At 67.6% G+C, this 26,017-nt stretch carries 26 protein-coding genes, 1 tRNA gene and 1 other RNA gene; 18 read left to right on the top strand and 10 right to left on the bottom strand.

Annotated features, from left to right (window positions below; genetic code table 11):
• Positions 1–52 precede the first annotated feature (52 nt).
• Positions 53–422: a transfer-messenger RNA gene (ssrA, locus tag ACZZZF_RS04185) on the top strand.
• A 101-nt stretch (positions 423–523) separates the two neighbouring features.
• Here ssrA and ACZZZF_RS04180 read toward each other — a convergent pair.
• Both ACZZZF_RS04180 and ACZZZF_RS04175 read right to left on the bottom strand, forming a co-directional pair.
• Entirely contained in the window at positions 524–1,888 is a 1,365-nt protein-coding gene (locus tag ACZZZF_RS04180) for an excalibur calcium-binding domain-containing protein (RefSeq protein ID WP_463497176.1), read from the bottom strand.
• A 125-nt stretch (positions 1,889–2,013) separates the two neighbouring features.
• Positions 2,014–2,868: a transposase gene (locus ACZZZF_RS04175; RefSeq protein WP_463497174.1), complete on the bottom strand. Its 855-nt coding sequence runs from the start codon at positions 2,866–2,868 to the stop codon at positions 2,014–2,016.
• 88 nt (positions 2,869–2,956) lie between these two features.
• Here ACZZZF_RS04175 and ACZZZF_RS04170 point away from each other — a divergent pair, with 88 nt between their 5' ends.
• On the top strand, positions 2,957–3,271 hold the full coding sequence (locus ACZZZF_RS04170; protein ID WP_285362958.1) for a DUF7882 family protein: 315 nt from the start codon (positions 2,957–2,959) through the stop codon (positions 3,269–3,271).
• Between the two features lie 3 nt (positions 3,272–3,274).
• On the opposite strand, the gene ACZZZF_RS04165 is transcribed toward ACZZZF_RS04170, so the two are convergent.
• Together ACZZZF_RS04165 and ACZZZF_RS04160 are read right to left on the bottom strand one after the other, a co-directional pair.
• Positions 3,275–3,838 carry a hypothetical protein gene (locus ACZZZF_RS04165; protein WP_463497172.1) on the bottom strand — a complete coding sequence of 188 codons (564 nt, stop codon included), beginning with the start codon at positions 3,836–3,838 and terminating at the stop codon, positions 3,275–3,277.
• Positions 3,839–3,858: 20 nt separating this feature from the next.
• Entirely contained in the window at positions 3,859–4,656 is a 798-nt protein-coding gene (locus ACZZZF_RS04160) for an inositol monophosphatase family protein (RefSeq protein ID WP_463497169.1), read from the bottom strand.
• A gap of 145 nt (positions 4,657–4,801) precedes the next feature.
• Between ACZZZF_RS04160 and ACZZZF_RS04155 the strand changes: the two genes are divergently transcribed.
• A tRNA-Lys gene (locus ACZZZF_RS04155) sits at positions 4,802–4,874 on the top strand.
• 110 nt (positions 4,875–4,984) lie between these two features.
• Entirely contained in the window at positions 4,985–5,395 is a 411-nt protein-coding gene (locus ACZZZF_RS04150) for a protease inhibitor I42 family protein (RefSeq protein WP_072591162.1), read from the top strand.
• Positions 5,396–5,494: 99 nt separating this feature from the next.
• Here ACZZZF_RS04150 and ACZZZF_RS04145 read toward each other — a convergent pair whose 3' ends face one another.
• The 3 genes from ACZZZF_RS04145 to ACZZZF_RS04135 are packed head-to-tail and all read right to left on the bottom strand — an operon-like array spanning position 5,495 to position 7,980.
• A complete protein-coding gene (locus ACZZZF_RS04145; protein WP_463497167.1) occupies positions 5,495–6,721 on the bottom strand; it encodes an MFS transporter in 1,227 nt (408 codons plus the stop codon).
• Entirely contained in the window at positions 6,718–7,155 is a 438-nt protein-coding gene (locus ACZZZF_RS04140) for a MarR family winged helix-turn-helix transcriptional regulator (protein WP_056278629.1), read from the bottom strand. Before ACZZZF_RS04140 ends, ACZZZF_RS04145 begins: the two co-directional genes overlap by 4 nt.
• A 39-nt stretch (positions 7,156–7,194) precedes the next feature.
• Positions 7,195–7,980 (bottom strand): IclR family transcriptional regulator, encoded by a 786-nt coding sequence (locus ACZZZF_RS04135; protein WP_053095854.1) that lies wholly within the window; start codon positions 7,978–7,980, stop codon positions 7,195–7,197.
• Positions 7,981–8,086: 106 nt separating this feature from the next.
• Between ACZZZF_RS04135 and ACZZZF_RS04130 the strand changes: the two genes are divergently transcribed.
• From ACZZZF_RS04130 to ACZZZF_RS04120, 3 genes are read left to right on the top strand one after another with little or no spacing between them, the layout of a single operon-like run.
• Positions 8,087–8,860 (top strand): CoA transferase subunit A, encoded by a 774-nt coding sequence (locus ACZZZF_RS04130; RefSeq protein WP_056279039.1) that lies wholly within the window; start codon positions 8,087–8,089, stop codon positions 8,858–8,860.
• 1 nt (position 8,861) lies between these two features.
• Entirely contained in the window at positions 8,862–9,512 is a 651-nt protein-coding gene (locus tag ACZZZF_RS04125; protein WP_463497165.1) for a CoA transferase subunit B, read from the top strand.
• A 23-nt stretch (positions 9,513–9,535) separates the two neighbouring features.
• Positions 9,536–10,738, top strand: coding sequence for an acetyl-CoA C-acetyltransferase (locus ACZZZF_RS04120; RefSeq protein WP_463497163.1), 1,203 nt, complete (start codon positions 9,536–9,538; stop codon positions 10,736–10,738).
• Between the two features lie 3 nt (positions 10,739–10,741).
• Here ACZZZF_RS04120 and ACZZZF_RS04115 read toward each other — a convergent pair whose 3' ends face one another.
• Positions 10,742–11,023: a hypothetical protein gene (locus ACZZZF_RS04115; RefSeq protein WP_053095855.1), complete on the bottom strand. Its 282-nt coding sequence runs from the start codon at positions 11,021–11,023 to the stop codon at positions 10,742–10,744.
• 237 nt (positions 11,024–11,260) lie between these two features.
• Between ACZZZF_RS04115 and ACZZZF_RS04110 the strand changes: the two genes are divergently transcribed.
• The 7 genes from ACZZZF_RS04110 to ilvC all read left to right on the top strand — a co-directional run bounded on the left by ACZZZF_RS04110 (position 11,261) and on the right by ilvC (position 20,030).
• On the top strand, positions 11,261–12,532 hold the full coding sequence (locus tag ACZZZF_RS04110; RefSeq protein WP_463497161.1) for an MFS transporter: 1,272 nt from the start codon (positions 11,261–11,263) through the stop codon (positions 12,530–12,532).
• 51 nt (positions 12,533–12,583) lie between these two features.
• Positions 12,584–13,993, top strand: a complete 1,410-nt coding sequence (locus ACZZZF_RS04105; RefSeq protein ID WP_463497159.1) for an alpha,alpha-trehalose-phosphate synthase (UDP-forming) — start codon at positions 12,584–12,586, stop codon at positions 13,991–13,993.
• A gap of 63 nt (positions 13,994–14,056) precedes the next feature.
• The gene (otsB, locus tag ACZZZF_RS04100; protein WP_463497156.1) at positions 14,057–14,851 is read left to right on the top strand and encodes a trehalose-phosphatase; all 795 of its coding nucleotides are present in this window, start codon (positions 14,057–14,059) and stop codon (positions 14,849–14,851) included.
• Between the two features lie 9 nt (positions 14,852–14,860).
• Positions 14,861–16,579, top strand: a complete 1,719-nt coding sequence (gene ilvD, locus ACZZZF_RS04095; RefSeq protein ID WP_053095858.1) for a dihydroxy-acid dehydratase — start codon at positions 14,861–14,863, stop codon at positions 16,577–16,579.
• A 61-nt stretch (positions 16,580–16,640) separates the two neighbouring features.
• Entirely contained in the window at positions 16,641–18,443 is a 1,803-nt protein-coding gene (locus ACZZZF_RS04090) for an acetolactate synthase large subunit (RefSeq protein ID WP_053095859.1), read from the top strand.
• A gap of 2 nt (positions 18,444–18,445) precedes the next feature.
• Positions 18,446–18,955, top strand: a complete 510-nt coding sequence (gene ilvN, locus ACZZZF_RS04085; protein ID WP_056278631.1) for an acetolactate synthase small subunit — start codon at positions 18,446–18,448, stop codon at positions 18,953–18,955.
• Complete coding sequence (gene ilvC / locus ACZZZF_RS04080) at positions 18,843–20,030, top strand: ketol-acid reductoisomerase (RefSeq protein ID WP_268778156.1); 1,188 nt, start codon at positions 18,843–18,845, stop codon at positions 20,028–20,030. The genes ilvN and ilvC overlap by 113 nt, the downstream gene beginning before the upstream one ends.
• A 67-nt stretch (positions 20,031–20,097) precedes the next feature.
• Here the strand turns inward: ilvC and ACZZZF_RS04075 are convergent, their stop codons facing one another.
• The gene (locus ACZZZF_RS04075) at positions 20,098–21,027 is read right to left on the bottom strand and encodes a hypothetical protein (protein WP_285362953.1); all 930 of its coding nucleotides are present in this window, start codon (positions 21,025–21,027) and stop codon (positions 20,098–20,100) included.
• Positions 21,028–21,104: 77 nt separating this feature from the next.
• Here ACZZZF_RS04075 and ACZZZF_RS04070 point away from each other — a divergent pair, with 77 nt between their 5' ends.
• The 3 genes from ACZZZF_RS04070 (at position 21,105) to serA (ending at position 23,692) form a co-directional block, all read left to right on the top strand.
• Positions 21,105–21,626 (top strand): hypothetical protein, encoded by a 522-nt coding sequence (locus ACZZZF_RS04070; RefSeq protein WP_056279044.1) that lies wholly within the window; start codon positions 21,105–21,107, stop codon positions 21,624–21,626.
• Positions 21,623–21,973 (top strand): hypothetical protein, encoded by a 351-nt coding sequence (locus ACZZZF_RS04065; RefSeq protein WP_056278633.1) that lies wholly within the window; start codon positions 21,623–21,625, stop codon positions 21,971–21,973. Before ACZZZF_RS04070 ends, ACZZZF_RS04065 begins: the two co-directional genes overlap by 4 nt.
• Positions 21,974–22,087: 114 nt before the next feature.
• Positions 22,088–23,692 carry a phosphoglycerate dehydrogenase gene (gene serA, locus ACZZZF_RS04060; RefSeq protein ID WP_295100317.1) on the top strand — a complete coding sequence of 535 codons (1,605 nt, stop codon included), beginning with the start codon at positions 22,088–22,090 and terminating at the stop codon, positions 23,690–23,692.
• 72 nt (positions 23,693–23,764) lie between these two features.
• On the opposite strand, the gene ACZZZF_RS04055 is transcribed toward serA, so the two are convergent.
• The gene (locus tag ACZZZF_RS04055; RefSeq protein ID WP_053095865.1) at positions 23,765–24,310 is read right to left on the bottom strand and encodes a TetR/AcrR family transcriptional regulator; all 546 of its coding nucleotides are present in this window, start codon (positions 24,308–24,310) and stop codon (positions 23,765–23,767) included.
• A gap of 112 nt (positions 24,311–24,422) precedes the next feature.
• Here ACZZZF_RS04055 and ACZZZF_RS04050 point away from each other — a divergent pair, with 112 nt between their 5' ends.
• Positions 24,423–25,958, top strand: a complete 1,536-nt coding sequence (locus ACZZZF_RS04050; protein ID WP_053095866.1) for an MFS transporter — start codon at positions 24,423–24,425, stop codon at positions 25,956–25,958.
• Positions 25,959–26,017: the final 59 nt, after the last annotated feature.

Raw genomic sequence — 26,017 nt, 5'->3', positions numbered from 1 at the left:
CCGGGATGATAAGTACACAGAGTGACAGCGGCTCCTTCGAGAGAAGGACCACGGGGCTGATCGGTTTCGACAGCGCCTGTGAATCCACGAGAAGCGGGCCGAGGATGCAGAGTTATCTCGTAAACGCTCTCTGCAAAAAAATAGTTGCCGAAACCAAGCGCAACGACTTCGCCCTCGCTGCATAAGCGAGCCCGATAGTCCGTCAGGCCGTATGTGATTCCGATACGGATCCTGGCGTCATTTAGGAATCTTGCTGCGTGATGGCGTCTGGACGTCACGTGGGACTCTTCCCAGGCTGGGCTCGTCGACTTAGGTGTCTGTGACAAAGGTCGGAGCCGAGCAGAACGTCTTCACAGACTGCGCCCGGAGAAGGCGTGGAGACTCAGCGTTGGACGGGGGTTCGATTCCCCCCAGCTCCACCACGTCGCTGTCACAAGCAAGAAGGCCCGCCTCCCTGGTGATGATCACTAGGGAGGCGGGCCTTTGGATGCGTGATCGGGAATCGGCGCGGCTCAGACTCGGCCTACGGCGCGCCAGGCAGGGTCTCGCAGGGGATGCCGTCGTTGTCGAAGTCGAGTTTTGCGACGTCGCCGTAGTAGGGGTAGAACCGGTCGAACCATTCCTTCGCTGCAGCGTAGTTCGCGAAGTCCGTGCAATTCCGCGTGTCCCCGGGGTTCCCCGGTTGCTGAGGCGGTTGAGGTTGCTGAGGCGGTTGAGGGACGGGGATGCCTGAGGACGGTACTCGGAAGTTGTCGCCTTCGTAGATCCACACCCGCCACCACTTGGCGAGGACTGCATCTCGTTCGGCCGCGTCCGCGGTGTAGAAGTGATGAGCCGCGGAGTTCGACCAGAACCGCGCGACGGGAACGGTGCCGGCCTGCGTGGAGTCGGCCGGGTAGACGTAGTACGCGATCCCTTCGTCTTTCCAGATGTTCGGCCACTTGGCGATGACAGCCGCGCGCTCGGCGGGGTCTGCGGTGTAGAAATGTCCCGAGTACGTGCTGCTCCAGAACCTGTAGAGCGGGATGGTTCCGGCGACCTGGGTCGTGAACGCGGTGTACCGCTGCCCCTCGTAGGTCCAGACGTTCGGCCAACGGGCGATGATCTGATCGCGCTCCGTCGGGTCAGTGGTGAAGAAGTGCCCCTGGTAGACGGGGCTCCAGAACCGGTACACGCCGACGGGGTCTGGCATCGGCGGCGCGGAGGGCCGTCCGACGGTGGGCGTCGCCGGCATCCAGGCGTCCCACTGGGGACCGCATTCTTGGAGGAGTGTCTGGATGGCGCTCTTCTCGACGGGGTCGACGGACAGGTTCCACCGCCACTTCACCGCGACCCACTCGGACACATAGTTGCACCGCATCGGCCGGTATGGAGGCAACCAGGATGCAGGATCTTTGTCGGCCTTCGCGGTGTTCACGGCGGCGGTGACCATGGTCAGGGTGCGCTGGTCGTCGAGGTCGTTGGAGTAGCTCTGTCGTTGCGCGTCGGTCCAGGCCCACGCGCCGGACGCCCACGCTTCCTTGAGCGCGACAAGGTGATCCATCTCGATCGCGGCGGGGTCGATGTGCGTGACGTTGTCGTAGTAGGAGAACCACTGACCTCCAGTGACGGTGCACGCGCCGGTGACGGTCGTCGGAATGTCGGACTCCTCGAGCAGCACCTCCTGACGGGTGCGGCATCCGTCCCCGTCGAGATCCGCGCCTTCGAAGAAGAGGTCGCGGTCGTACTTCACGGTGGACGGAGCCTCGACACGCAGCTGATCGAGGAGCGTGCCGACGGGTACCCTTTCCGCCGCTGGCGGAGGCGCTGCCACCGCCGCTGACGGAGTGAGCGAGCCTGCGACGACCGCGGTCGCGACGAGGATGGCACTCAGGAACCGATTGCGCATGCCACTCCCTGTGAAATCGGCTCCGCCGTGGAGCCTCGCGCTCAGGATACACACAGAATACCGGTACGCTGTCGAGGTCGTTCGACGGCGCGTGCGTCCGCTGACACGTCCTCCCGCGTCGGTGGTCAGCCGGTGGTGAGCCGGTCGAGAGCGTCCTCTGCGGTGCGGAGATGCTCTTCCGACTCCCGCACTCGCTGCGCGAGCGATTCCTGTTCGGCCTCCGCCTCCTCGGCGTCTTCTCGCGCGCGCTTCGCTTCATGTCGGACGTTCGCCAGGTCAGCTTCGAGTTCACGCTCACGGCGTGTGAGGGCTTCGATCTTCACCGCAGCATCGCGGAGTGCTCGGTCGGCCGTCGCCGCTTCGCGTGCCGCCGTGTCGTGAGCCTTCTGGGCTTCTCTGACGGCCCGTTCCGCGTCCCGTCGCTCTCTGCGTGACCGCACCTCGTCGACGGGTGTGGGCGAGATCGCGGGCGGTGCGGGTGCGCCTCCACCCACGAGGGTGTCGGCGATGTCGGCGAACGTGCCGGCCGGTTCCAGCTCGCGCACGAGCCTCGCCGAGGCGACGGCGGCGGCCGCAGTCGGATCGAAGAAGGCCGCGCTGATGGTCTGCTGAACCGCCTCTCTCGTCGAAGCCGTGACGCGCTGTCCGCGCGCTTCAGCGAGCGCAGCGGCATCTGCCGCGAGTCGGCTCGTGAGGGCGCGGCGGTTGCGACCGAGCTGCGCGAGCGCGCGAGCATCCAGGTCCGCCTGAGCTTCGCGGAGCTCTTCGGCGAGTTGAAGCGCTTCTCCGAGTTGCGCGGCGCGCTCGTGTGCGAAGACGTTGACCACCCAGGCGGCGACCGACGGCTTCTTCAGATCGCGAATCTGCGCGGCGAGGCCCGCGTCGTCGGCCTCGGCGGCGCGCGCGTTGCGTGCGCTCACGAACTCTGCAGGTGACCCCGTGTACAGCTCCACTGCGATGTCAGCGAGCGGGGAGTCCATGCGTGCGACGATACACCGCGCAGGATGAGCTCCTCCCTGCCACGTCAGATGCGCGTTCCGAGCCACCTGTGCCAGTATTCTGGTTCGCATGGCAACGCTGTTCTATGGCGCGTCGGACGTTCCGATCCACATCGAGGATCGAGCACTCGCGCATCTGAAGATCGTCATCGCGACCAAGCTCCGCCGTCAGGAGAGCTTCACCCTGTCATGGCGTCATCCCGAGGGAGAGCCCGGCGGGCGATCCACCATCTGGATCCATCCGTCCATCCCGCTGCGCTTCACCTTCGACGAGCCGGAGCAGCCTCAGCTGAACCCGCGGTGGATCGACGATCTGATGCAGTCGGTGAACTCGACAGGCGGCATCCTCCTCGTCGACGAGGTGATCGATTCTCCGGTCGAGTGAGCGTCAGCCGGCCCACTCGATCAGGATGAGGCCTTGGCGCGTGTCCGCGAACTTCACCCAGCCGTCGCCGAACAGATACGTCATGCCGTAGCCGTCTTCGTCGGTGCCCATCGCGAACTGCGGGTTCTCGGTGATGTAGATGCCGTCGGGGCCGTCCTCGCGGGTCCAGCCCTCTCCGAGGAGGGAGGTCTGTGCGGCAGTGGCGTCTTCAGCGCTGATCGTCGACCACCCGTAGAGCTGACCGTGATCTGAGGCGACGCTGTAGTCGGCCCAGAAGCAGAGGAGCCCGTCGGCGAGCGTCACGCCACCCACCACGAACTCCTTCTCCTCGAAGGTCCAGCCCTGATCGGTGAGTGCCTGCACGGTTCCGGTCGAGACGATCGTGTCGCAGGCTGGCTCCACCGCCGCGGAGGGTGTGGGAGTGGCTGCCGGCTCCGCAGTCGCCGTGGGGGAGGGCTTCGGCGAGTCGGGGGTGGGCGACGGCGCTCCCTCGGGCGTCGCTGCGCAGGAGACGAGCGCGACGGTGAGCAGGAGCGCACCGAGTGCGGCGGAGGTGAAGCGGTTCATCGCGCGTGCCTTCATCGGGGTCAGTCGTGCAGAAGTGCGAGGAACGCGTCGTGGAGGATGCCGTTGGTGGCGAGCGCCGAGAGGTCGGAGATCGTCTCTGCGCCGTCGAAACCGGTCATCCGACCGCCCGCCTCGCGCACGATCGGGACTGCGGCCGCGACGTCGTACTCCTTGACGCCGAATTCCGCGACCATGTCGATCCGCCCCTCGGCCAGGAGCATGTAGGCGTAGATGTCTCCGTAGGCGCGGTCGCGCCATACCCGGTCGGCCAGCTTCAGCAGTTGGTCGAGGTGACCGGACTCAGCCCACTGGGTGATGCTCTGGAAGCTCACGCTCGCGTCATCGAGAGACGACACGGAGGATGCCGAGACGCGGCGCGGTTCGGCATCCGTCGCCGTCCATGCCCCTGACCCTGACGCCGCCCACCAGCGGCGTCCGATCGCGGGCATGCTGACCACTCCGACCTGCGGTACGCCGTCGACCGCGAGGGCGATCATCGTGCCCCACAGCGGCACTCCGCGGAGGAAGTTCGCGGTGCCGTCGATGGGATCGATGATCCACTGCCGATGGGTGCTGCCCTCAGCGCCGAACTCCTCGCCGAAGATGCCGTCGTCGGGCCGTTCGATCGACAGGATGGCGCGGATCGCCCGTTCGGTGGCGAGGTCCGCATCGGTGACATGCGAATTGTCCGCTTTGGTCGAGATCTCCAGGTCGGAGCTGTCGAACCGGGGGAGCGACTGCCCATCTGCGGCGTCGGCGAGTCGAAGGGCGAGTGCGAGGTCGCGAGAGAAGTCGTCGACGCGGGGGGAGGCGGTCACATCTCCAGGATAACCGCCCCGCCCGGGGACCCGAGGGCTCGCGACACGGGGCGACACGCGCGGCGGACACGTGGGACCCGACTCGATTTCGCACCGCGGCGATCGGCTGGTAATGTAATTCCTCGGCCGGGGAATACCGCGCCACGCACCTCTAGCTCAATCGGCAGAGCAACTGACTCTTAATCAGTGGGTTCTCGGTTCAAGTCCGAGGGGGTGCACGGATCAGCCTCGATGACTCTCGCCAGTCATCGGGGCTTTTCTGCGTCGCGGTGATGCCGCCAACAGCGCTTTCCGTGCGCTAGTTTGATGCAAACGCTAAGGGGTGGCGATGCGCGCACGGGTGAAGAGATTCGCAGTCGGAGCGATCGTGGCCGTCTGCAGTCTTCCGCTCACCGCATGCTCGGCTGGGCTCGAGACGAGCATCGCCTACACGGCCTCTTCGGTGACGCTGGCCCCGGATGAGGCGCTCGTGGTCGACTTCGGTGACATCAATCCCACCGTCGGTGAGGAGTGGGTGCTGACGCGGGAGCCCGATCCGGCGGTTCTGGGACCGGGCGACGAGCGGTCGCGGTACCTGGGCGAGGAGGGTGAGACCGGAGCGCCGAGCGCGCTCACCTACCGCTTCGCGCCCGTGGGTGAGGGAACCACCGTGATCCAGTTCGAGTACCGATTCCGCGGCGCCGTTCCCGAGGACCTCGACGACCAGAAGACCGCGGAGATCACGGTCACCGTCAAGTAGGTCGATCAGGCGATCGCGATGACAGCGCCGCCGGTGGGTCTGCTGCGCTCTGAGAGCTCGCTCATCGCCCCACGGCATCGAACGCAGCAGGCTGGCGTGTCACCCGGCGTCGCCGAGCAGGATGGCCTGCGCGTCCTCGATCGCGGCGTCGTCGGGCTCGTCGTCGATGTGCGCGAGGATCTTCCTGCCGCAGAAGATCGTCGCCGCTGCGATGAGCACGGCGAGAGCGGCGACCAGATACGGGATCGTCGCGTTGAGCGCGTGCCAGAGGGCCGCTGCGAGGGGCGGCGCGATGGCTCCGCCGAGGAACCTCACAGACGAGTACGCCGACGATGCGACCGAGCGGGGCAGGTCCGTGGCCTCCATCACCGCTTCGGTGAGCACGGTGTTCATCACACCCAGCAGCAGTCCGCCGATGACGATGCACACGACCAGCGCAGTGGCGGATTCGACCAGCAGGCCGGCGATGATCAGATCCACGGCGAGAAGCGGCAGGACGGTGAGGATCACGCTCGTGCGGGACATCCGGCGCATGAGCAGGGGAGCCACCCAGACGCTCGTGACGGCGAGGGCGAGGCCCCAGCCGAAGAACGTGAAGCCGATCCCCATGGCCCCGAAGCCCAGAGGGAACGGCGAGAACGCGAGCAGGATGAAGAAGCCGATGTTGTAGAAGAAGGCCGCGATCGCGAGAATCGCGAGTGCAGGACGACCCAGGGCCCTGAAGGGTGCCGAGAACGGGATGGGCGCGCGCTTGTCCTCGGGTCCGCGCAGAAGCACGAGCACGGCGAGGAACGCGATCGCCATGAGCACCACCACTCCGAAGAACGGTGCACGCCAGCTCTGCTCGCCCAGCAGGCCGCCCAGAAGCGGGCCGATGGCGATACCGAGCCCGAGGGCTGCCTCGTAGAGGATGATCGCAGCTGAGCTGCCCCCCGATGCCGCGCCCACGATCGTCGCGAGAGCGGTGGAGATGAACAGCGCGTTGCCCAGACCCCATCCTGCGCGGAAGCCGATGACCGCGTCGACGCTGCCGCTGAGCGCGCAGAGCAGGGCGAACACCACGATGAGCGCCAGCCCGATCAGAAGCGTCTTCTTGGCGCCGATGCGGCTCGAGATCCAGCTGGTCACGAGCATCGCGAGACCGGTGACCGCGAGATAGCTCGTGAACAGGAGCTCCGTCTCGAACGGGGTCGCCTGCAGGGATTCCGCGATCGCGGGGAGGATGGGATCCACGAGTCCGATGCCCATGAATGCGACGACGCACGCGAAGGCGACGGCCCAGACCTGGGCTGGTTGCTTCCGCACTGAGGTGGCGGGGGTGTTCACGCTGCTGCTCCTGTCGAGTCGGTGGTGGTGTGCGCCGCGAGGATCTCGGCGGCGCGCGTCAGGATGCTCCATTCGTCGCCGTCGAGGTCGGCGAAGCGAGGGGCGAGCGTGTCACGGAACTCTTCGCGCCATGACTGCAGCGCGTGGGACCCGGCCGCGGTGATGGCGACGGCTGTCGCGCGAGAGTCCTCGGCGACGGGGGAGCGAAGGACCAATCCCTCGCGCTCGAGATTCCCGATGAGCCGGGTCATCCCGGGCTGGGTCGTGCGTGCGGCTGCCGCGAGCTCTCCGACCCGCTTGGGCCCGGACTGCTCGAGCAGACTCAGCACCCGCCACTGCGCGGCAGGCGCATCATTGCCGGCGTCCTGTGCGGCGATCCGGCCGAGCGCATACCCGGAGAGCACGAGCGAGGGGATGACATCTTGACGATTCATACCAGAAAGTATATACCCACTGGTATGTATAAGTCGGGGTCAGCGCCGAGCCCCCGCGATCCGAGCCGAGAGCTGGTGCGCATGGGCGAGGAGCGTCCTGCCCAGCTCGCCGATCCGATCAGGGCCGAAGCGGAATCCCACGCCGGTCAGGCTCAAGGCCCATTCCGGTCGACCCGAGCGATCGAAGACCGCCGCGCCGAGACCCCAGCTGCCCTCCACGATCAGCCCCGGATTCACCGCATAGCCTCTCTCCTTCGTCTCGGCCAGCCGTGTTCGCAGAGGTGCGGCGCCGTGAGATCTGCCCCAGTTGGCCTCGAGCTCCGGATGACGCTCCAGATAGGCGTCCACATCGTGGTCAGGGAGGAATGCCAGGATGGCGAGCCCGGCGCTTGCCACGCCGAGCGGAAACCGCACGCCCTCGCTCAGCACGAATGACCGGATCGGGAAGGAGCCCTCCTCGCGGACGAGGCACACCGTCTCATCGGCACGGCGCACCGAGAGGAAGGCGCTCTCCTCGGTCTTGACCGCGAGCGAGCGGACGATGTCACGCCCCAGGGCAGTCACGTCGTAACGGGCTGCGGCGACGGATCCCATGAGATAGAGCTCCGGCCCGGGCATCCAGCGAGTGGAGGACTCGTCGCGGTCGACCAGACCCTCGGCGCGAAGTGCGGAGAGCAGGCGATGCGCGGTCGAGCGGGACAACCCGGCGGACGCGGACAGCTCCTGGAGCGACGCACCGTCGTGGCCGCTGGAGGTCACGAGCCTCAAGAGCTTCGCGGCGCGCGCGATCGCCTGCGTTCCGGGAATCGAGGCGGAGGGTTCCATAATGTGGACGCTATTCGTTGATGTGTCCACATCGCAAGAGTGTTCTTCCCTCGAGGATGCCGGAGAGCGGATGCTGAAGGAACGAGCGTCATTCGAAGGAGCATGCGTGATCGACAAACAGTGGGCGAGCGCCGAAGAAGCGGTCGCAGACATCGAGGACGGTGCGTCTCTCGCCGTCGGAGGATTCGGGCTCTCCGGGAATCCGACTGCGCTCATCGACGCACTGCTCGCTCGGGGCACGAGCGGGCTCAGCATCGTCAGCAATAACTGCGGAGTGGACGACTGGGGGCTCGGCATCCTGCTCGCCGCTCGCCGGATCCGCAAGATGACCTCGTCCTACGTCGGGGAGAACAAGGAGTTCGAACGGCAGTTCCTCTCCGGCGAACTCGAGCTCGAGCTGACACCGCAGGGAACCCTCGCCGAGAAGCTCAGGGCGGGAGGGTCTGGGATCGCCGCATTCTTCACCCAGACCGGCGTCGGCACACAGGTCGCCGAGGGTGGGCTCCCGCGACGCTACAACCCCGACGGCAGCATCGCGGTGGCGTCTCCGGCGAAGGATGTTCGTACCTTCGACACCGCGGCAGGGCCGCGTGAGTATGTGCTCGAAGAGGCGATCACCACCGATTTCGCGCTGGTGCATGCGCTGGCGGGGGACAGGCACGGGAATCTGATCTTCAACAAGGCGGCGCGCAACTTCAACCCCCTCGCGGGGATGGCCGGACGAATCTGCATCGCGCAGGTGGAGCAGCTCGTCGAACCGGGGGAGCTGGATCCGGACCGCGTCCATCTGCCGGGTGTCTTCGTGCACCGCGTCGTCGAGGTCGGCACCGACATCCCGAAGCGCATCGAACGTCGAACCGTCACGCCGGAAGGAGTCTGACATGGCGCTCACACGCGATGAGATGGCCGCTCGCGCTGCCGCAGAGCTGCGGGACGGCTCCTATGTCAACCTCGGCATCGGGCTGCCCACGCTCGTGCCGAACCACGTGCCCGACGGCGTGACCGTCGTGCTGCAATCCGAGAACGGCATCCTCGGCGTCGGACCGTACCCGCACGAGGGCGCGGTGGATCCGGACCTGATCAACGCCGGCAAAGAGACCGTCACGGTGCTGGCCGGTGCCGCGTACTTCGACTCCGCGACGAGTTTCGGCATGATCAGAGGCGGCAAGATCGACGCGGCGATCCTCGGCGCCATGCAGGTGTCCGCCACCGGAGACCTCGCGAACTGGATGATCCCGGGCAAGATGGTGAAGGGACCCGGCGGCGCGATGGATCTCGTGCATGGTGCCGCGCGCGTCATCGTGCTGATGGAGCACACCGCGAAGGACGGATCGGCGAAGATCGTGCACGACTGCTCGCTTCCACTCACAGGCCGCGGGGTCGTCGATCGCATCATCACCGACCTGGCGGTGATCGACATGACGCCGGACGGTCTCTCGCTCGTCGAGCTCGCACCGGGCGTGACGGTGGAGCAGGTCGTGGCGGCGACGGAGCCGACACTCACGGTCCCCGAAGAACTGCACGACCGATGAACGCACAGAACGGAGAGGCGGAGATGAACGCCCCAGACCACTCGAGCGACGCGGACGTCGTGATCGTCGCCGCGGCACGCACTCCCCAGGGCCGCCTCAAGGGACAGCTGGCGAGCTTCAGCGCGCCGGAGCTCGGCGCATTCGCGATCCGAGGTGCCCTGGAACAGGGGTCCATCGATCCCTCGGACGTGGACGCCGTGATCGTCGGCCAGGTCCTCGCGGCCGGCTCGGGACAGAACGCAGCGAGACAGGCGGCGATCGGAGCCGGTATCGGCTGGGACGTTCCCGCCCATTCCGTGAACAAGGTGTGCCTCTCAGGTCTCACGGCGATCATCGACGCGGCTCGGATGATCCGGACGGGAGACGCGGCGGTCGTCGTCGCGGCGGGCATGGAATCCATGACCAGGGCTCCGCACCTGCTCATGGGGTCGCGGGACGGATGGACGTACGGCAGCGTGGAGGTGCTCGATCACATGGCCCACGACGGCCTCACCGACGCGTACGACAAAGAGAGCATGGGCGCGTCCACCGAGCGCCACAACGCCCGCTACGAGCTGACGCGCGGGGCTCAGGATCAGGTGGCGGCGCTGTCGCATCAGCGTGCTTCGGCGGCTCAGGCCGCCGGCGTCTTCGACGATGAGATCGTGTCCGTCGCCGTTCCCCAGCGGCGGGGGGAGCCGACGCTCGTCACCGCCGATGAGGGCATCAGGCCCGACACGACCGTCGAGTCTCTCGCGGGCCTTCGGGCGGCGTTCGCCGCGGGCGGCTCGATCACGGCCGGCAATTCGTCTCAGATCTCCGACGGAGCGTCGGCGGTCGTCGTGACGACCCGCGCCACGGCGGCGACCAGAGGCTGGCCGGTGCTCGTCACCGTCGGCGCCAGCGGGCAGACCGCAGGGCCGGACAACTCGCTGCAGGCGCAGCCCGCGCGGGCCATCGAACTCGCGTGCGAGAAGCAGGGCATCACGGCCGCAGACCTCGATGTCGTCGAGATCAACGAGGCCTTCGGAGCGGTCGTCGCCCGATCGCAGCTCGAGCTCGGGCTCTCCAGCGACATCGTGAACGTCCACGGCGGCGGCATCGCGATCGGTCATCCGATCGGCGCGTCAGGCACACGTCTGGTCGTCCACATGGCACACGAACTCGCTCGCAGAGGAAGCGGCGTCGCGGCTGTGGGGCTGTGCGGAGGAGGCGGTCAGGGCGAGGCGCTGATCCTCACCCGCTGAGACTCAGCGCTTGATCGGCTTGACGCCCTCGGAGCGCTGCTTCTTGGCTTCCTTCTCGCGCTCCTTCTGCTGCTTGGCATAGACCGGCGAATCGGGCGACACGGGGCGACCCTGCTTCGCGCGGCGGGTGTCGATGACAGCGCCGATCGACAGCGCGAGCGTGATTCCCCAGCTCACCCACGCGAGGGCGGAGCGCCAGGTGATCTTGGTGTCGCGGGATCCGCGGAGCAGAGTGACGCCCGTCATGATCGCGCCGACGATTCCGGTGCCCGAGAGGTAGTTCATGACTTCACGCTACCTGTCGACGGCTGCGTCGCGCCCCGCCTTGACAACTCGGCGGGGAATCTGTCAGAGCCGTCCGTCGATGAGGCGGCCCGGGAACCCAGGCGTCGTCCCGCCGACCGCGCTACCATGGAAGGGTCGCGGCTGGTCCGCGGCCGCAATCCGTGTATCTACCGGCCGCCGGCTTCCCGGCGGACAGCGGCGGCACCCGACCCCGCGTCCGTGGACGCGCGAGAGCCCATGACACACGCAACTCCCATTCCCGAGCACCCTGCCCCGATCCCCGCGGCTGAGGAGCGAGGACTGCTCCGCATCGCGGGGCTCCCGTATTTCATCATCGCGTTCATCGCCCGGCTTCCGTTCGCGATGATGGTCGTCGGAGTGCTCACGGTCGTCGTCTCGGCGCGCGGTTCGCTCTCGCTCGGCGGACTCACCTCCGCGGCCGTCGGACTCGGCACAGCATGCTTCGGACCTCTGCTCGGCGCCGCCGCCGATCGGTTCGGACAGCGCATGGTGCTGCTGATCCTGGCGATCGCCAACGGGGCGATGCTGGTGCTCTTCACCGTCGTCGTCTACACGGGGGGAGCGGACGCGCTGGTGCTGATATCCGCGTTCGGCATCGGCGCCACCGCTCCGCAGGTCGCTCCGATGTCTCGATCCAGACTCGTGACGATGATCGCCGATCGGATGCCTGAGGCGGCGCGCACGCGCACCGTCTCGGGGACCATGGCGTATGAGTCCGCCGCCGATGAGACCGTGTTCGTGTTCGGCCCGTTCATCGTCGGCATCCTCGCCTCCGCCATCGCGCCGTGGGCCCCGCTCATCGGTGCGGCGGTGCTCACGGTCGTGTTCGTGGGCGCGTTCGCCCTGCATCCGAGCGCGCGTGTCGTCTCGGTGCACCGACGCGAGGACGGGCGGGCGCCGTCGGCCGTGACCGAGCTCTTCAGCCCGCGTCTGCTGATCGTGGTAGTCGGCATCCTCGGCGTCGGCATGTTCTTCGGCACGATGCTCACATCGCTCACCTCCTTCATGGCGGACCGCGGCGCCGCAGAACAGGCAGGGCTCCTCTACGGCGTGATGGGCGTCGGGTCGGCGATTCTCGCGCTCGGCGTCGCGTGGCTCCCGGTGCGGTTCTCGCTCCGCGCGCGCTGGCTGCTGTTCGCCGGCATCCTGCTCGGCGGAAGCCTGCTGCTGCTCCTCGTCGACTCGCCGGCGACGATGATGATCGCTCTCGGGATCATGGGGATCGGCATCGGCCCGACCCTCGTCACGCAGTACAGCTTCGGGGCTGCGCGCAGCCCTCTGGGGCGCTCGGCGACCGTGATGACGATGCTCGGCTCGGGGATCGTCGTCGGCCAGTCCCTCGGCGCGGCCGTGGCGGGAGAGCTCGCCGAGAGCGCGGGAACGACCAGCGCTCTCGTGCTGCCGATCATCTCTGCGGCGATAGCCTTCGTCGCCGGGCTTGTCAACTGGTGGCTGAGCGGCCCCCGACCTCGCGTAGCCTCGGTCTGAGCTTCTGTAGCCTGAGGAGCACCCCCACTGCATCGTCAGGAGCACTCACCCATGTCAGTCGCAGATTTCGTCGTCGTCGCCAACCGACTTCCCGTCGACCGGGTCGTGGGTCCTGACGGAGACGAGGAGTGGCGGACCTCCCCGGGCGGTCTGGTCGCCGCACTCGAGCCGATGATGCGCAGTGCGCGCGGAGCCTGGGTCGGGTGGGCCGGCCAGCCGGATGTCGAGCTGGATCGATTCGAGATCAACGGCATCGACCTGATCCCGGTGCCGCTCAGCGCCGAGGAGGTCGCCGACTACTACGAGGGCTTCGCGAACGACACGATCTGGCCGCTGTACCACGACGTCATCGCGCCGCCGCAGTACCACCGCGAATGGTGGGAGGCGTACGTCAAGGTCAACCGCCGTTTCGCGGAGGCAGCCGCCGACGTCGTCGCACAGGACGGCACCGTCTGGGTGCACGACTACCAGCTGCAGCTGGTGCCGCAGATGATCCGCGAACTGAGGCCCGATGTCACGATCGGCTACTTCCACCACATCCCGTTCCCCGCGCACGGGCTCTATGCCCAGCTCCCGTGGCGTGATCAGGTGCTCAAAGGCCTGCTCGGCGCTGATGTCATCGGCTTCCAGCGCGCACAGGACGCCACCTACTTCCTGACCGCGGTGCGCCGTCGTCTGCGTCACGAGGTGAAGGGGTCGGCGGTCACCATCCCGACCGAGGGGGGCGGCACGCGCACCGCCGTCGCTCGGGCCTTCCCGATCTCGATCGACACCGCTCCGTACCTCGAGCTCGCGGCACACCCCGATGTCCGAGCGCGCGCGGCCGAGATCAGAGCGAGCCTCGGCAACCCGAAGAAGATCCTCCTGGGCGTGGACCGCCTCGACTACACCAAGGGCATCCGGCATCGCATCAAGGCGTACGGCGAGCTCCTCGAAGACGGCAAGCTGAGCGTCGACGACGTCACCTTCGTGCAGGTCGCGAGTCCGAGCCGAGAGCGTGTCGACGCGTACGTGCATCTTCGCGATGAGATCGAACTCGCGGTCGGGCGCATCAACGGCGATCACGACACCATGGGGCACACCGCCATCCGCTATCTGCACCAGGGCTACCCGCGCGAGGAGATGGTCGCACTGTACCTCGCCGCCGACGTCATGCTCGTGACCGCGCTGCGCGACGGCATGAACCTCGTCGCGAAGGAGTACGTCGCGACGCGGGCCGACAATCGCGGGGTGCTCGTGCTGAGCGAGTTCACGGGCGCCGCCGACGAGCTGCGGCAGGCGGTGCGCGTCAACCCGCACGACATCGCCGGGTTGAAGGACGCGATCATGACCGCGGTCACCATGACGCCCGCTGAGCAGGGCAAGCGGATGCGGTCGCTGCGACGTCGCGTGCTGGAGAACGACGTGAACGCGTGGTCGTCGTCGTTCCTGCGCGCACTCGCGGACGTCCGCGGACGCTGATCGGCCGGGTCGCACCGTTCCGCCGGGTCATACTGGGAGGACACCGCCTCGATTGGAGACACTGTGACCCGTAGCTGGACCCCCGGAGCCGCAGACCCGGCGCTGAGCGCCATCGCCGCTACACCCAGACTGATCGTCGCGCTGGACTTCGACGGCACGGCATCTCCGCTCGTCCCCGATCCGATGGCCGCCAGGGCTCTGCCCGAGGTCGCGGTGCAGGTCGCCCGTCTCGCGGGGCTCCCCGACACGGTCGTCGCCTACGTCTCCGGGCGCAGCATGCACGATCTGCGGGTGATCACCGAGCACACGGATGACTCGCTGATCGCGCTGGCCGGATCGCACGGTGCGCAGTACTGGTATCCCGGAGTCGGCGCCAACGAGGCCGACGGCGACACCGCGGAGGGGTCGCGAGAGGAGCTGTGGGAGGCCGCGCGGCCGATCATCGATCGATACGAGGGAGCGGAGCTCGAGCCCAAGACCTTCGGAATGGGTGTGCACACCCGCACGGCCACACCGGAGGTCGAGAAGGCGGTGTTCGCCGAGATCGATGCACTCGTCGCGGAGCGCTTCCCGCACTGGCGACGCCGCTCGGGGCACCGTGTGCTCGAGTTCTCGTCGCGGAACGAGGGCAAGGATGCCGCGATGACCGCGCTGCGCGAGCATTTCGACGCCACCGCTATCCTTTTCGCCGGCGATGACGTCACGGACGAGGACGCCATGCGCGTGCTCAGCGGCGACGATCTCGGCGTCCGCGTGGGACCGGGGGAGAGCGCCGCCGAGCTTCGTGTGGAGAACCCACAACAGATCGCCCTGCTTCTGGAGGCGCTCGCGGACGAGCGCACCTCCCGGCGGGAATAGACTTCCGTCATGTCCTCGCATGATCCCTCCACCAGCGCGCCCATCGACATCAAGCCCCGCAGCCGCGTCGTCACCGACGGCATCGAGGCGACGACCTCCCGAGGCATGCTCCGTGCCGTCGGCATGGGCGACGCCGACTGGGACAAGCCCCAGATCGGCATCGCCTCCAGCTGGAACGAGATCACACCCTGCAACCTGAGCCTCGACCGGCTCGCGCAGGGTGCCAAGGAGGGCGTGCACTCCGGCGGCGGGTACCCGCTGCAGTTCGGGACGATCTCGGTCTCGGACGGCATCTCGATGGGCCACGAGGGCATGCACTTCTCGCTCGTGTCGCGCGAGGTCATCGCCGACTCGGTCGAGACCGTGATGATGGCCGAGCGACTCGACGGATCGGTGCTGCTCGCCGGTTGCGACAAGTCGATCCCCGGAATGCTGATGGCCAGCGCCCGGCTCGACCTGTCGAGCGTGTTCCTCTACGCCGGCTCCATCGCACCGGGCTGGGTCAAGCTCTCGGACGGCACCGAGAAGGACGTCACGATCATCGACTCGTTCGAGGCCGTCGGCGCCTGCCGCGCGGGACTCATGAGCGAAGAGGACCTCAAGCGCATCGAATGCGCGATCGCACCGGGTGAGGGCGCCTGCGGTGGCATGTACACGGCGAACACGATGGCGTCGGTCGCCGAGGCCCTGGGCCTGAGCCTTCCCGGGTCCGCCGCTCCGCCCGCCGCGGATCGTCGTCGTGACTACTTCGCGCACCGTTCCGGCGAGGCCGTCGTCAACCTGCTCCGCCAGGGCATCACGACCCGCGACATCCTCACCAAGGAGGCGTTCGAGAACGCGATCGCCCTCGCGATGGCCCTGGGCGGTTCGACCAACGTCGTGCTGCACCTGCTCGCGATCGCGCGCGAGGCCGAGGTCGAGCTGAGCCTGCACGACTTCAACCGCATCGGCGACAAGGTGCCGCACGTCGCGGACATGAAGCCGTTCGGCAAGTACGTCATGAACGACGTCGACCGCCATGGCGGCATCCCCGTGATCATGAAGGCGATGCTCGACGAGGGCCTGCTGCACGGTGACGCGCTCACCGTGACGGGCAAGACGCTCGCCGAGAACCTCGCGGACCTCGACCCGCAGCCGATCGACGGCGAGGTCATCCACACCTTCGACAACCCGATCCACGCGACCGGCGGCCTGACGATCCTGCACGGGTCGCTCGCGCCCGAGGGTGCCGTCGTGAAGACCGCAGGCTTCGACGCGGCCGTCTTCGAGGGCTCCGCCCGGGTGTTCGAGCGCGAGCGCGCGGCCATGGACGCCGTGGCCAACGGCGAGATCGAGGCGGGCACCGTCATCGTCATCCGCTACGAGGGTCCGAAGGGCGGACCCGGTATGCGCGAGATGCTCGCCATCACCGCGGCCATCAAGGGCGCGGGGCTCGGAAAAGATGTACTACTCTTGACTGACGGACGATTCTCAGGCGGCACAACCGGCCTGTGCATCGGCCACATAGCACCCGAAGCGGTGGACGCAGGTCCTATCGCCTTCGTGCGCGATGGTGATCTGATACGGGTCGATATCGCAGCTCGCTCTCTCGACCTACTCGTCGACGAGGCGGAGCTCGCCTCCCGCCGCTCTGGCTGGGAGCCGCTACCCCCGCGCTATACCCGTGGCGTTCTTGCCAAGTACTCGCGTCTCGTGCGGTCCGCCGCCGAGGGCGCGACGACCGGCTGATCCGCGTCGGCTCCGGCATCCCAGCCTCCGACGTCGCCAACAGACCATCAGAAGGAGTGTCATGACTGCTGACACCGTCTCGGCTGTGCCGAGGCCGCCCGCACCCAAGTCCGCCGCACCGGAGATCTCCGGAGCCGAGGCCGTGGTCCGCACGCTCGAGCTTCTCGGCGTCAAGGACGTCTTCGGTCTTCCCGGAGGAGCGATCCTCCCGGTCTACGACCCGCTGATGGACGCCGCCGAGCTGCGGCACATCCTCGTGCGGCACGAACAGGGAGCGGGACACGCCGCCGAAGGCTACGCGTCGTCCTCGGGCAAGGTCGGCGTCTGCATCGCGACGTCAGGTCCCGGTGCGACCAACCTCGTGACCGCGATCGCCGACGCCTACATGGACTCGGTGCCGCTGCTCGCGATCACCGGGCAGGTGTTCTCGACGCTGATGGGCACTGACGCGTTCCAGGAGGCCGACATCGTCGGCATCACGATGCCGGTCACGAAGCACTCGTTCCTCGTGAAGGATGCGTCGGAGATCCCGGGCGCCATCGCGGCGGCCTATGAGATCGCCTCGACCGGCCGACCGGGACCGGTGCTCGTCGACATCACGAAGGACGCCCAGCAGGCGATGGCGCCGTTCGTCTGGCCTCCCAAGTACGACCTGCCCGGATACCGCCCCGTGACCAAAGCGCACGGCAAGCAGATCCAGGCGGCGGCGGCCCTTCTGGCCGAGGCCAAGAAGCCGGTGCTGTACGTCGGCGGCGGTGTGATCCGCGGTCGCGCGTCTGCCGAGCTGCTCGCCCTCGCCGAGACCACGAATGCGCCCGTCGTGACCACACTCATGGCTCGCGGCGCCTTCCCCGACTCCCACCAGCAGCACCTCGGCATGCCGGGCATGCACGGCACCGTTCCGGCGGTGCTGGCGCTGCAGGAGGCCGACCTGATCGTGTCCCTCGGGGCGCGGTTCGACGACCGCGTGACCGGCAAGGCCGCGCTCTTCGCGCCGAACGCCAAGGTCGTGCACGTCGACATCGATCCGGCCGAGATCTCTAAGATCCGCACCGCAGACGTGCCGATCGTGGGCGACGTCCGCGACGTGCTGGTCGATCTCGAGTCGGCGTTCCGCACCGCGATCACCACCACGACCCCTGACACCGAGGAGTGGTGGTCGTACCTCGACGGGCTGCGCAACGAGTTCCCGCTCGGGTACGCGCCGACGACCGACGGCCTCCTCGCGCCGCAGTACGTGATCCAGCGGATCGGTGAGCTGACCGGGCCGGAGGGCATCTACGCCGCGGGCGTGGGACAGCACCAGATGTGGGCTGCGCAGTTCATCAAGTACGAGCGCCCCAACGCCTGGCTGAACTCCGGGGGCGCAGGAACCATGGGCTACTCGGTTCCCGCTGCGATGGGCGCGAAGGTCGCCGAGCCCGACCGTGTGGTGTGGGCGATCGACGGTGACGGCTGCTTCCAGATGACCAATCAGGAGCTCGCCACCTGCACGATCAACAACATCCCGATCAAGGTCGCGATCATCAACAACTCGTCGCTGGGCATGGTGCGCCAGTGGCAGACGCTGTTCTACGACGGCCGCCACTCGAACACCGACCTCAACACCGGTCACGGCACCGTCCGCATCCCCGACTTCGTGAAGCTCGCGGAGGCATATGGCTGCCTCGCGATCCGCGTGGAGAAGGAGGAGGAGGTGGATGCCGCGATCAAGCTCGCCCTCGAGACGAACGACCGTCCCGTCGTCATCGACTTCGTCGTCAGCGCCGATTCGATGGTGTGGCCGATGGTTCCCCAGGGCGTGAGCAACAGCTACGTCCAGTACGCCCGCGAGCACGCGCCCGCATTCGACGAGGAGGACTGACCATGTCGACTCACGTGCTGAGCCTCCTCGTGGAGAACACCCCCGGCCTGCTGACCCGAGTCGCGGGACTGTTCGCACGCCGTGGCTTCAACATCGACTCTCTCGCGGTGGGCGTGACCGAGGTGCCTGGCATCTCGCGCATCACGGTCGTCGTCGATCTCGAGGATCTTCCTCTCGAGCAGGTGACCAAGCAGCTCAACAAGCTGATCAACGTCATCAAGATCGTCGAGCTCGACTTCCCGACCTCGGTGCAGCGCGAGCACATGCTCGTCAAGGTGCGCACCGACAACGCGACCAGGTCGAACGTCATCGAGGTGGCGAACCTGTTCCGCGCGTCTGTGGTGGACTACGCCTCCGACGCGCTGGTGATCGAGGTCACCGGTGACCGGGGCAAGGTCGATGCCATGCTCCGCGCCCTCGAGCCTTTCGGAATCAAGGAGATCGCGCAGTCGGGCCTCCTCGCCATCGGCCGCGGCGGCAAGAGCATCACCGAGCGCGTCCTGCGCGGCTGACCAGATTTCACACACGTACACGAACATCAATCAAGGAGAGAAACCAGTGAGCACCGAGATCTTCTACGACGCAGACGCCGATCTGTCGATCATCCAGGGCAAGAAGGTCGCGATCGTCGGCTACGGCTCGCAGGGTCACGCGCACGCGCAGAACCTTCGCGACTCGGGTGTCGAGGTCGCCATCGCCCTCAAGGAGGGGTCGAAGTCGGCGCCGAAGGCGGAAGAGGCCGGATTCGCGGTCAAGACCGTCGCCGACGCGACGCAGTGGGCCGACCTCATCATGATCCTCGCGCCTGACCAGCACCAGCGCACGATCTACAGCGAGTCGATCGCACCGAACCTCACCGAGGGCAAGACGCTCGCCTTCGCGCACGGCTTCAACATCCGCTTCGGCTACATCGATGCTCCTGAGGGCGTCGACGTGATCCTCGTCGCCCCGAAGGCTCCGGGTCACACGGTCCGTCGCGAGTTCGTCGCCGGCCGTGGAATCCCCGACATCATCGCCGTCGAGCGAGACGCATCGGGCAACGCGTGGGCCACGGCGCTCTCGTACGCGAAGGCCATCGGCGGCACCCGTGCCGGCGTCATCAAGACGACCTTCACCGAAGAGACCGAGACCGACCTGTTCGGCGAGCAGGCCGTGCTGTGCGGTGGCGTCAGCCACCTCGTGCAGGCCGGCTTCGAGACGCTCACCGAAGCGGGATACCAGCCGCAGATCGCGTACTTCGAGGTGCTGCACGAGCTGAAGCTCATCGTCGACCTCATGTGGGAGGGCGGCATCGCGAAGCAGCGTTGGTCGGTCTCCGACACTGCTGAGTACGGCGACTACGTCTCGGGTCCCCGCGTCGTGACCCCCGAGGTCAAGGAGTCGATGAAGGCGATCCTCGCGGACATCCAGAACGGCAACTTCGCGAAGCGCTTCATCGACGACCAGGACAACGGCGCGGAGGAGTTCCTGGCACTGCGCGCCAAGGAGGAGACGCACCCGATCGAGGCCACCGGCAAGGAGCTGCGCTCGCTCTTCGCATGGAAGCAGCAGGACGAAGACTACGTCGACGGCAGCGCTGCGCGCTGATCTGAGACGGTCGAAGGGAAGGGGCCCGGTGCGGATCGCACCGGGCCCCTTCTCGCGGTTCTGCGGGTCACTCCGCCGGAGCCTCCTCGACCTCGATCGGGGCGTCGGCGGGGTCGGCCCATACCGGCGCGGGCAGAAGAGTGTCGACCGCTCCGCCCTGGATCTCGCGCAACGCGTCCTCGATCTCGTCGGCGTTCTCGGGCACGGCGAGACCGCAGGTGCGCAGCTCGGAGGCGAACTTCAGCGTGAGGCGGCTCTTGCCGGCCTCCACGGCCTCAGCCGTGGTGCCGGTGCGCTTCTCGCTGCCGGTCTGGATGTCGGAGACCTCATCGCACACGTGGTAGACCGCACCGCCGTCGACCCACACGACCTCGTCCTTTCCGAGCATCAGGATGACCGCCGACTGGTCGGCCGTGTACTTCTCGACGGACGGCGGGTTGAAGTCGACACCGATCACTGTGGCGAGCAGGGCGAGGACCACGCCGACGATGCCGGCCGTCGTCTTCTGCCCCTTGCTCATGTCCTTGTTGAGGAAGATCAGGATCACCAGGGGGAGGAAGGCCACGATCGCGATGATCGCGCCGAGCTGGTTCTGCACGAAGAAGCGCACGGTCTCGGATCGGCGCGCGGGGTCGAGCCTGTTGGCCTTCTTCCAGAGCACCGAGCCGGTGATCGCGAGCGCGGCGATGACCACGAGCAGGACGAGAAGCGTGACGAACGCCCACTGCGGGAACTGCGCCGTGACGCCCTGCTCCTCCAGGAGGCCCGTGTCGGGGTCGCGCACGAGCGTGCCGTCCTCGCCGACGTACTCGCGCTGGCGGAGCAGCCAGAAGATCGACACCGCCTCGGCCGCGATGGCGAGACCCCACAGGACCGCGGCGATCCAGCGGAAGGTCGTCGCCCGCGACTTCGCCGCGGCTGTCGGCTTCCATCCCGCGGCGGGCTCGTCGGCTCCGCCCGGTGTGCTCTGGTCGACCCTGTCGTTCTGCTCGGCCACTGGCTTCCCTTCCGGAGAGGGCCGCGGTGGCCCAGATGCCCCCGAGCATAGTGGACGACGTGTCCTACGCTGGGGACATGACTTCCGACTCCGACGATGCCCTGAGCTGGGACGGCGACGACGGCGTCGCGCCGAAGGCGCGCACTCCGAAGCGCTCTGAGAGCGAGGCGTCCACCCAGCGGGATCACGCCGATGATGCGGCGCTGCCGGATGGCTGGAACGCCGTCGGCCGCGGCAGCGAGGCCGTCGGTCGCGTCGAGACCGACGGCACCGTCACGATGCCGGACGAGCAGGAATCAGCACACCTGAGCACCGCGATGCTGCTGACCCTCGGGGTCGTCGGCGGCGTGTACCTCCTGTACAGCATCGGCTGGGTCGTCGGAGGGCTGCGGCTGAAGCCGCTGGCCAATCTGATCGTGGCCGATGCCATGTACGTGCCGTGGTTCGTGCTCGCGGTCGCGGCGCCCGCGCTCTGGTTCCTCGCGGTGTGGGTCTTGACCCGTGCGAAGGCGACGTGGGTCCGGGTCGGACTGCTGCTGCTCGGAGTCGTGCTGCTCGTGCCCTGGCCTTTCGTGACGGTGGGGGTGATCGGATCATGACCGAGCAGTCGACCTCTCCGGCGACCTCCGCCTCCCCGCGGTGGCTCAATGCACTCGTGCTCGGAGTCGCAGGACTCTTCTACGCCTATGCGATCTGGAATGCCGTCGCTCATCTCGTCTCCATGGCCCAGAGCGGACTCACCGGCATCGGCTGGGTGACCCTTCTCTTCGGAGTGGTGTTCCCGGCGCTCGTCTTCGTGTTCGCGTACGTGATCGGGCGACGGCGACGCGCGGGCGAGCTCGCTCTGGTGCTGCTGGCGGGTCTCGGCGTCGTGGCGGTGTTCTGGCTGAGCCTGATCGGCTACAGCATCCTCAACATGTCCGATCTCGTGACCGTCGCTCTCTGACAGACGGCGTCACACGGCACGGAGCAGCGGAGCCGCTCGGGTACAGTTGAAGGGATCGCGCCCCCACGGTGTGCGGCGCATCGGCCCCCTGTCGCGCTGCCCCGAAGGATCCCTGTGCCGAAGCCCGTCGTGCTCATCGCTGAAGTTCTCTCTCCCGCCACGATCGAGGCCCTCGGCCCCGACTTCGACGTTCGCAACGTCGACGGCACCGACCGCGAAGCGCTGTTCGCCTCGCTCGCGGATGCCGACGCGGTGCTCATCCGTTCGGCGACGCACATCGACGAAGAGGCGCTCACCCACGCTCCGAAGCTCAAGGTCGTCGCCCGCGCGGGCGTCGGGCTCGACAACGTCGACATCAAGGCGGCCACCGCAGCGGGTGTCATGGTGGTCAACGCGCCGACCTCGAACATCGTCTCGGCCGCCGAGCTGACGGTCGGCCACATCCTCAGCCTCGCCCGTCGCATCCCCGCCGCACACGCATCGCTCGCGGCCGGTCAGTGGAAGCGCAGCTCGTTCACGGGAGCCGAGCTCTTCGAGAAGACGGTCGGCATCGTCGGCCTCGGCCGCATCGGAGCTCTCGTCGCCGCGCGCCTCGCCGCGTTCGACATGCGCGTCGTCGCTTACGACCCCTACGTCACCTCGGCCCGCGCGCAGCAGCTCGGTGTGCAGCTCCTCTCGCTCGACGAGCTCGTCGCAGAGGCGGACTTCCTCACGATCCACATGCCGAAGACGCCGGAGACGACCGGCATGATCGGTGCCGAGCAGTTCACGGCCATGAAGCCCACGGCCTTCGTCGTCAACGTCGCCCGCGGTGGCCTCATCGACGAGGAAGCGCTGCACGCGGCCCTCGTCGCCGGTGAGATCGCGGGTGCGGGTCTCGACGTCTTCACCTCCGAGCCCCCGGCCGAGGGCGGAACTGCTCGTCCGCTGCTCGACCTCCCGAACGTCGTCGTCACTCCGCACCTGGGTGCCAGCACGGAGGAGGCGCAGGAGAAGGCCGGAGTCTCGGTCGCGCGTTCCGTGCGCCTCGCGCTCGGCGGCGACCTCGTTCCCGATGCGGTCAACGTGGCCGGGGGAGTCATCGACCCGTATGTGCGCCCCGGCATCTCGCTCGTCGAGAAGCTCGGCCAGATCTTCGCGGCTCTCTCGACGTCGCCTCTCACGAGCCTCGATGTCGAGGTGCACGGCGAGCTGAACGACTACGACGTGAGCGTGCTGAAGCTCGCCGCGCTCAAGGGCGTCTTCACGAACATCGTCAGCGAGACCGTGTCGTACGTCAACGCACCGCTGCTCGCCGACCAGCGCGGTATCGCGGTCCGTCTGCTCAAGGACGACGTGAGCGACGAGTACCGCAACGTCATCACTCTGGCCGGAGCGCTCTCCGACGGTACGCAGCTGTCGGTGTCGGGCACCCTCACGGGCCCCAAGCAGGCAGAGAAGCTGGTCGCCATCAATGACCACGCCCTCGAGCTGCCGATCGAGAAGCACCACGTCGTGATGCTCTACACCGACCGTCCCGGCATCGTCGCGGTCTACGGTCAGAAGTTCGGCGAGGCCGGTATCAACATCGCAGGCATGCAGATCTCGCGCCTGGGGGCGGGCGATCAGGCACTCAGCGTTCTCACCCTCGACTCGCCGGTCTCGGACGATCTGCTCGACGACCTGCGCAACGAGATCGACGCAGACCTGTTCCGTCAGATCGAGATCACCGAGGTCTGATCGCAGGGGAGACTCCGACAGAGCGGGAGGAGCGGCCGGGAGGTCGCTCCTCCCGCTCTGTCGTTCCCGGCCTCAGGGAGCGGTGGCGCGCAGCACGAGCGCGATCAGGTCGGACAGCTCGTCACTTCTCGGCACCAGGCGCTCGGGGCCGTGCACATCGAGCGAGTTGTTGAAATACAGACCGTCGCTGAGCAGCATCACGAGATCGAGGCTCGCGGCATCCCGCACATGAGGACGGATCGTGTCCTCCCAGCGGTCGCGGTTGCGTCGCAGCGCGTCGGCAGCGGGTGCCGAGCCGCCTTGGGCCAGGCGGGTGGCGGCGATGAGGACGCGGTCCAGCGCGTCGTCCTCCATCACGGAGGTCCGCACGTAGTACGCGACGGGGCCCTCTTCGGCCGAGGTCATCCGCTCGAGATCCAGAGTGGTGAGCGCATCGAGGCGCTCGATGAGGCCCGCTGCCAGCTCGTCCTTCGAGCCGAAGTGATAGAGGAGGCCGCCCTTCGACACGCCGGCGGCCTTCGCTGTCGCATCCAACGTGGCCGCCCGCTCACCGTCTTCGATGACGATCGATTCGAAGGCGTCCAGGACGCGTTCGCGGGCGAGGGGAGGTCGGGGCATCGGGGATCCTCTGTTCGTCTCGATTCACAGTAGCGCGGCCGTATGACGATTCTGTTACTATACCATCTGGACGGTTCAGTAACGATGCCGTCGTGATCCTGAGAGGTGTTCCATGACCCGTACTGCGTCGATCCCGACGACAGAGACGGATGCTCCCCGCGTCGGCGCCCGTGGCTGGGCGGCACTCGTCGTCCTCATGCTGCCGGTGCTCCTGGTGTCGGTGGACAACACGGTGCTGAGCTTCGCACTGCCCGAGATCTCCATCGCGCTCGCGCCCACCGGAGCGGAGCAGCTGTGGATCATCGATGTGTATCCGCTCGTGCTCGCCGGGCTGCTCGTGACCATGGGCACACTCGGAGACCGCTTCGGGCGTCGTCGGATGCTGCTGATCGGCGCGACCGGCTTCGCGGCCGTGTCGGCACTCGCTGCGTTCGCCCCCACGGCAGGTCTTCTCATCGCCGCGCGAGCGCTGCTCGGCTTCTTCGGTGCGATGCTGATGCCGTCGACCCTCTCGCTGTTGCGCTCGATCTTCACGAACCGCGATCAGCGGCGCCTCGCCATCGCGGTCTGGGCGTCGGCGTTCTCCGCGGGCTCGGCCCTCGGCCCGATCGTCGGCGGCTTCCTGCTCGAGCACTTCGACTGGGGCTCGGTCTTCCTGATCGCCGTGCCCGTGCTGATCCCGCTCCTCATCGCGGCGCCGCTGCTCGTTCCCGAAAGCCGTGACCCGCACCCCGGACGTATCGACATCGTCAGCATCATGCTCTCGATGGCAGCGATGATCCCGGTCGTCTACGCGATCAAGTCGCTCGCCGTCGACGGCCCCAGCCTCACTGCGGGGGTGTGGGCGCTGCTCGGCATCGTGATGGGGTATCTCTTCGTGCGGCGTCAGCTCGCTGCCGAGGTCCCGATGCTCGACATGCAGCTGTTCCGCCGGGGCTCCTTCTCGGGGGCGATCCTCGTGAACCTCCTGAGCGTCGTGGCGCTCGTAGGCTTCCTCTACTTCGTGTCGCAGCACCTGCAGCTCGTCCTCGGCCTCTCGCCGATGACGGCCGGCGCAGCGCTCGTGCCCGGAATGGCCGCGATGATCGTCGCCGGCCTCTCGGTCGTGCCGATCTCACGGCGAGTGCCACCGCACGTGCTCGTGCCCGCCGGTCTCGCGTTCTCTGTCGCCGGCTACCTCCTGGTCGCGTTCACGACGGCGGATCACGGCGTCGCTCCGCTGATCATCGCCTTCGTGGTGCTGGGCATCGGCATCGGGGCGGCGGAGACGATCTCGAACGAGCTGATCCTGTCCAGTGCTCCGGCCGAGAAGGCGGGCGCGGCCAGCGCCGTCTCCGAGACCGCCTACGAGCTGGGAGCGGTGCTCGGCACCGCCGTCCTCGGCGGCCTGATCACCGCGTTCTACCGCGGGGCGCTGGTGATTCCCTCCGGCATCCCAGCGGAGGCGGCGCACGCCGCGACGGAGACGCTGGCCGGCGCCTACACTGCCGCGAAGGATCTGCCCGCGCAGCTCGGAGACGCGCTGTGGGATGCGGCTGCCGCCGCCTTCGGATCGGGTGTCCTGGTGACCTCGCTGATCGGCGCAGGCCTGGTGATCGTGGCCGGGGTGATCGCCGCCGTCACACTGCGCAAGGCGCCCTCGCACTGACCAGTACGCTGGGAGGACCGGCCCGCTCGGCATGCATCCGAGCGTCGGCCGGTCCATCC

Source organism: Microbacterium sp. AC215 (assembly GCF_979258645.1).
Note: the sequence above shows the minus strand (reverse complement) of the source record. Positions and strands in the feature narration are given on the sequence as shown.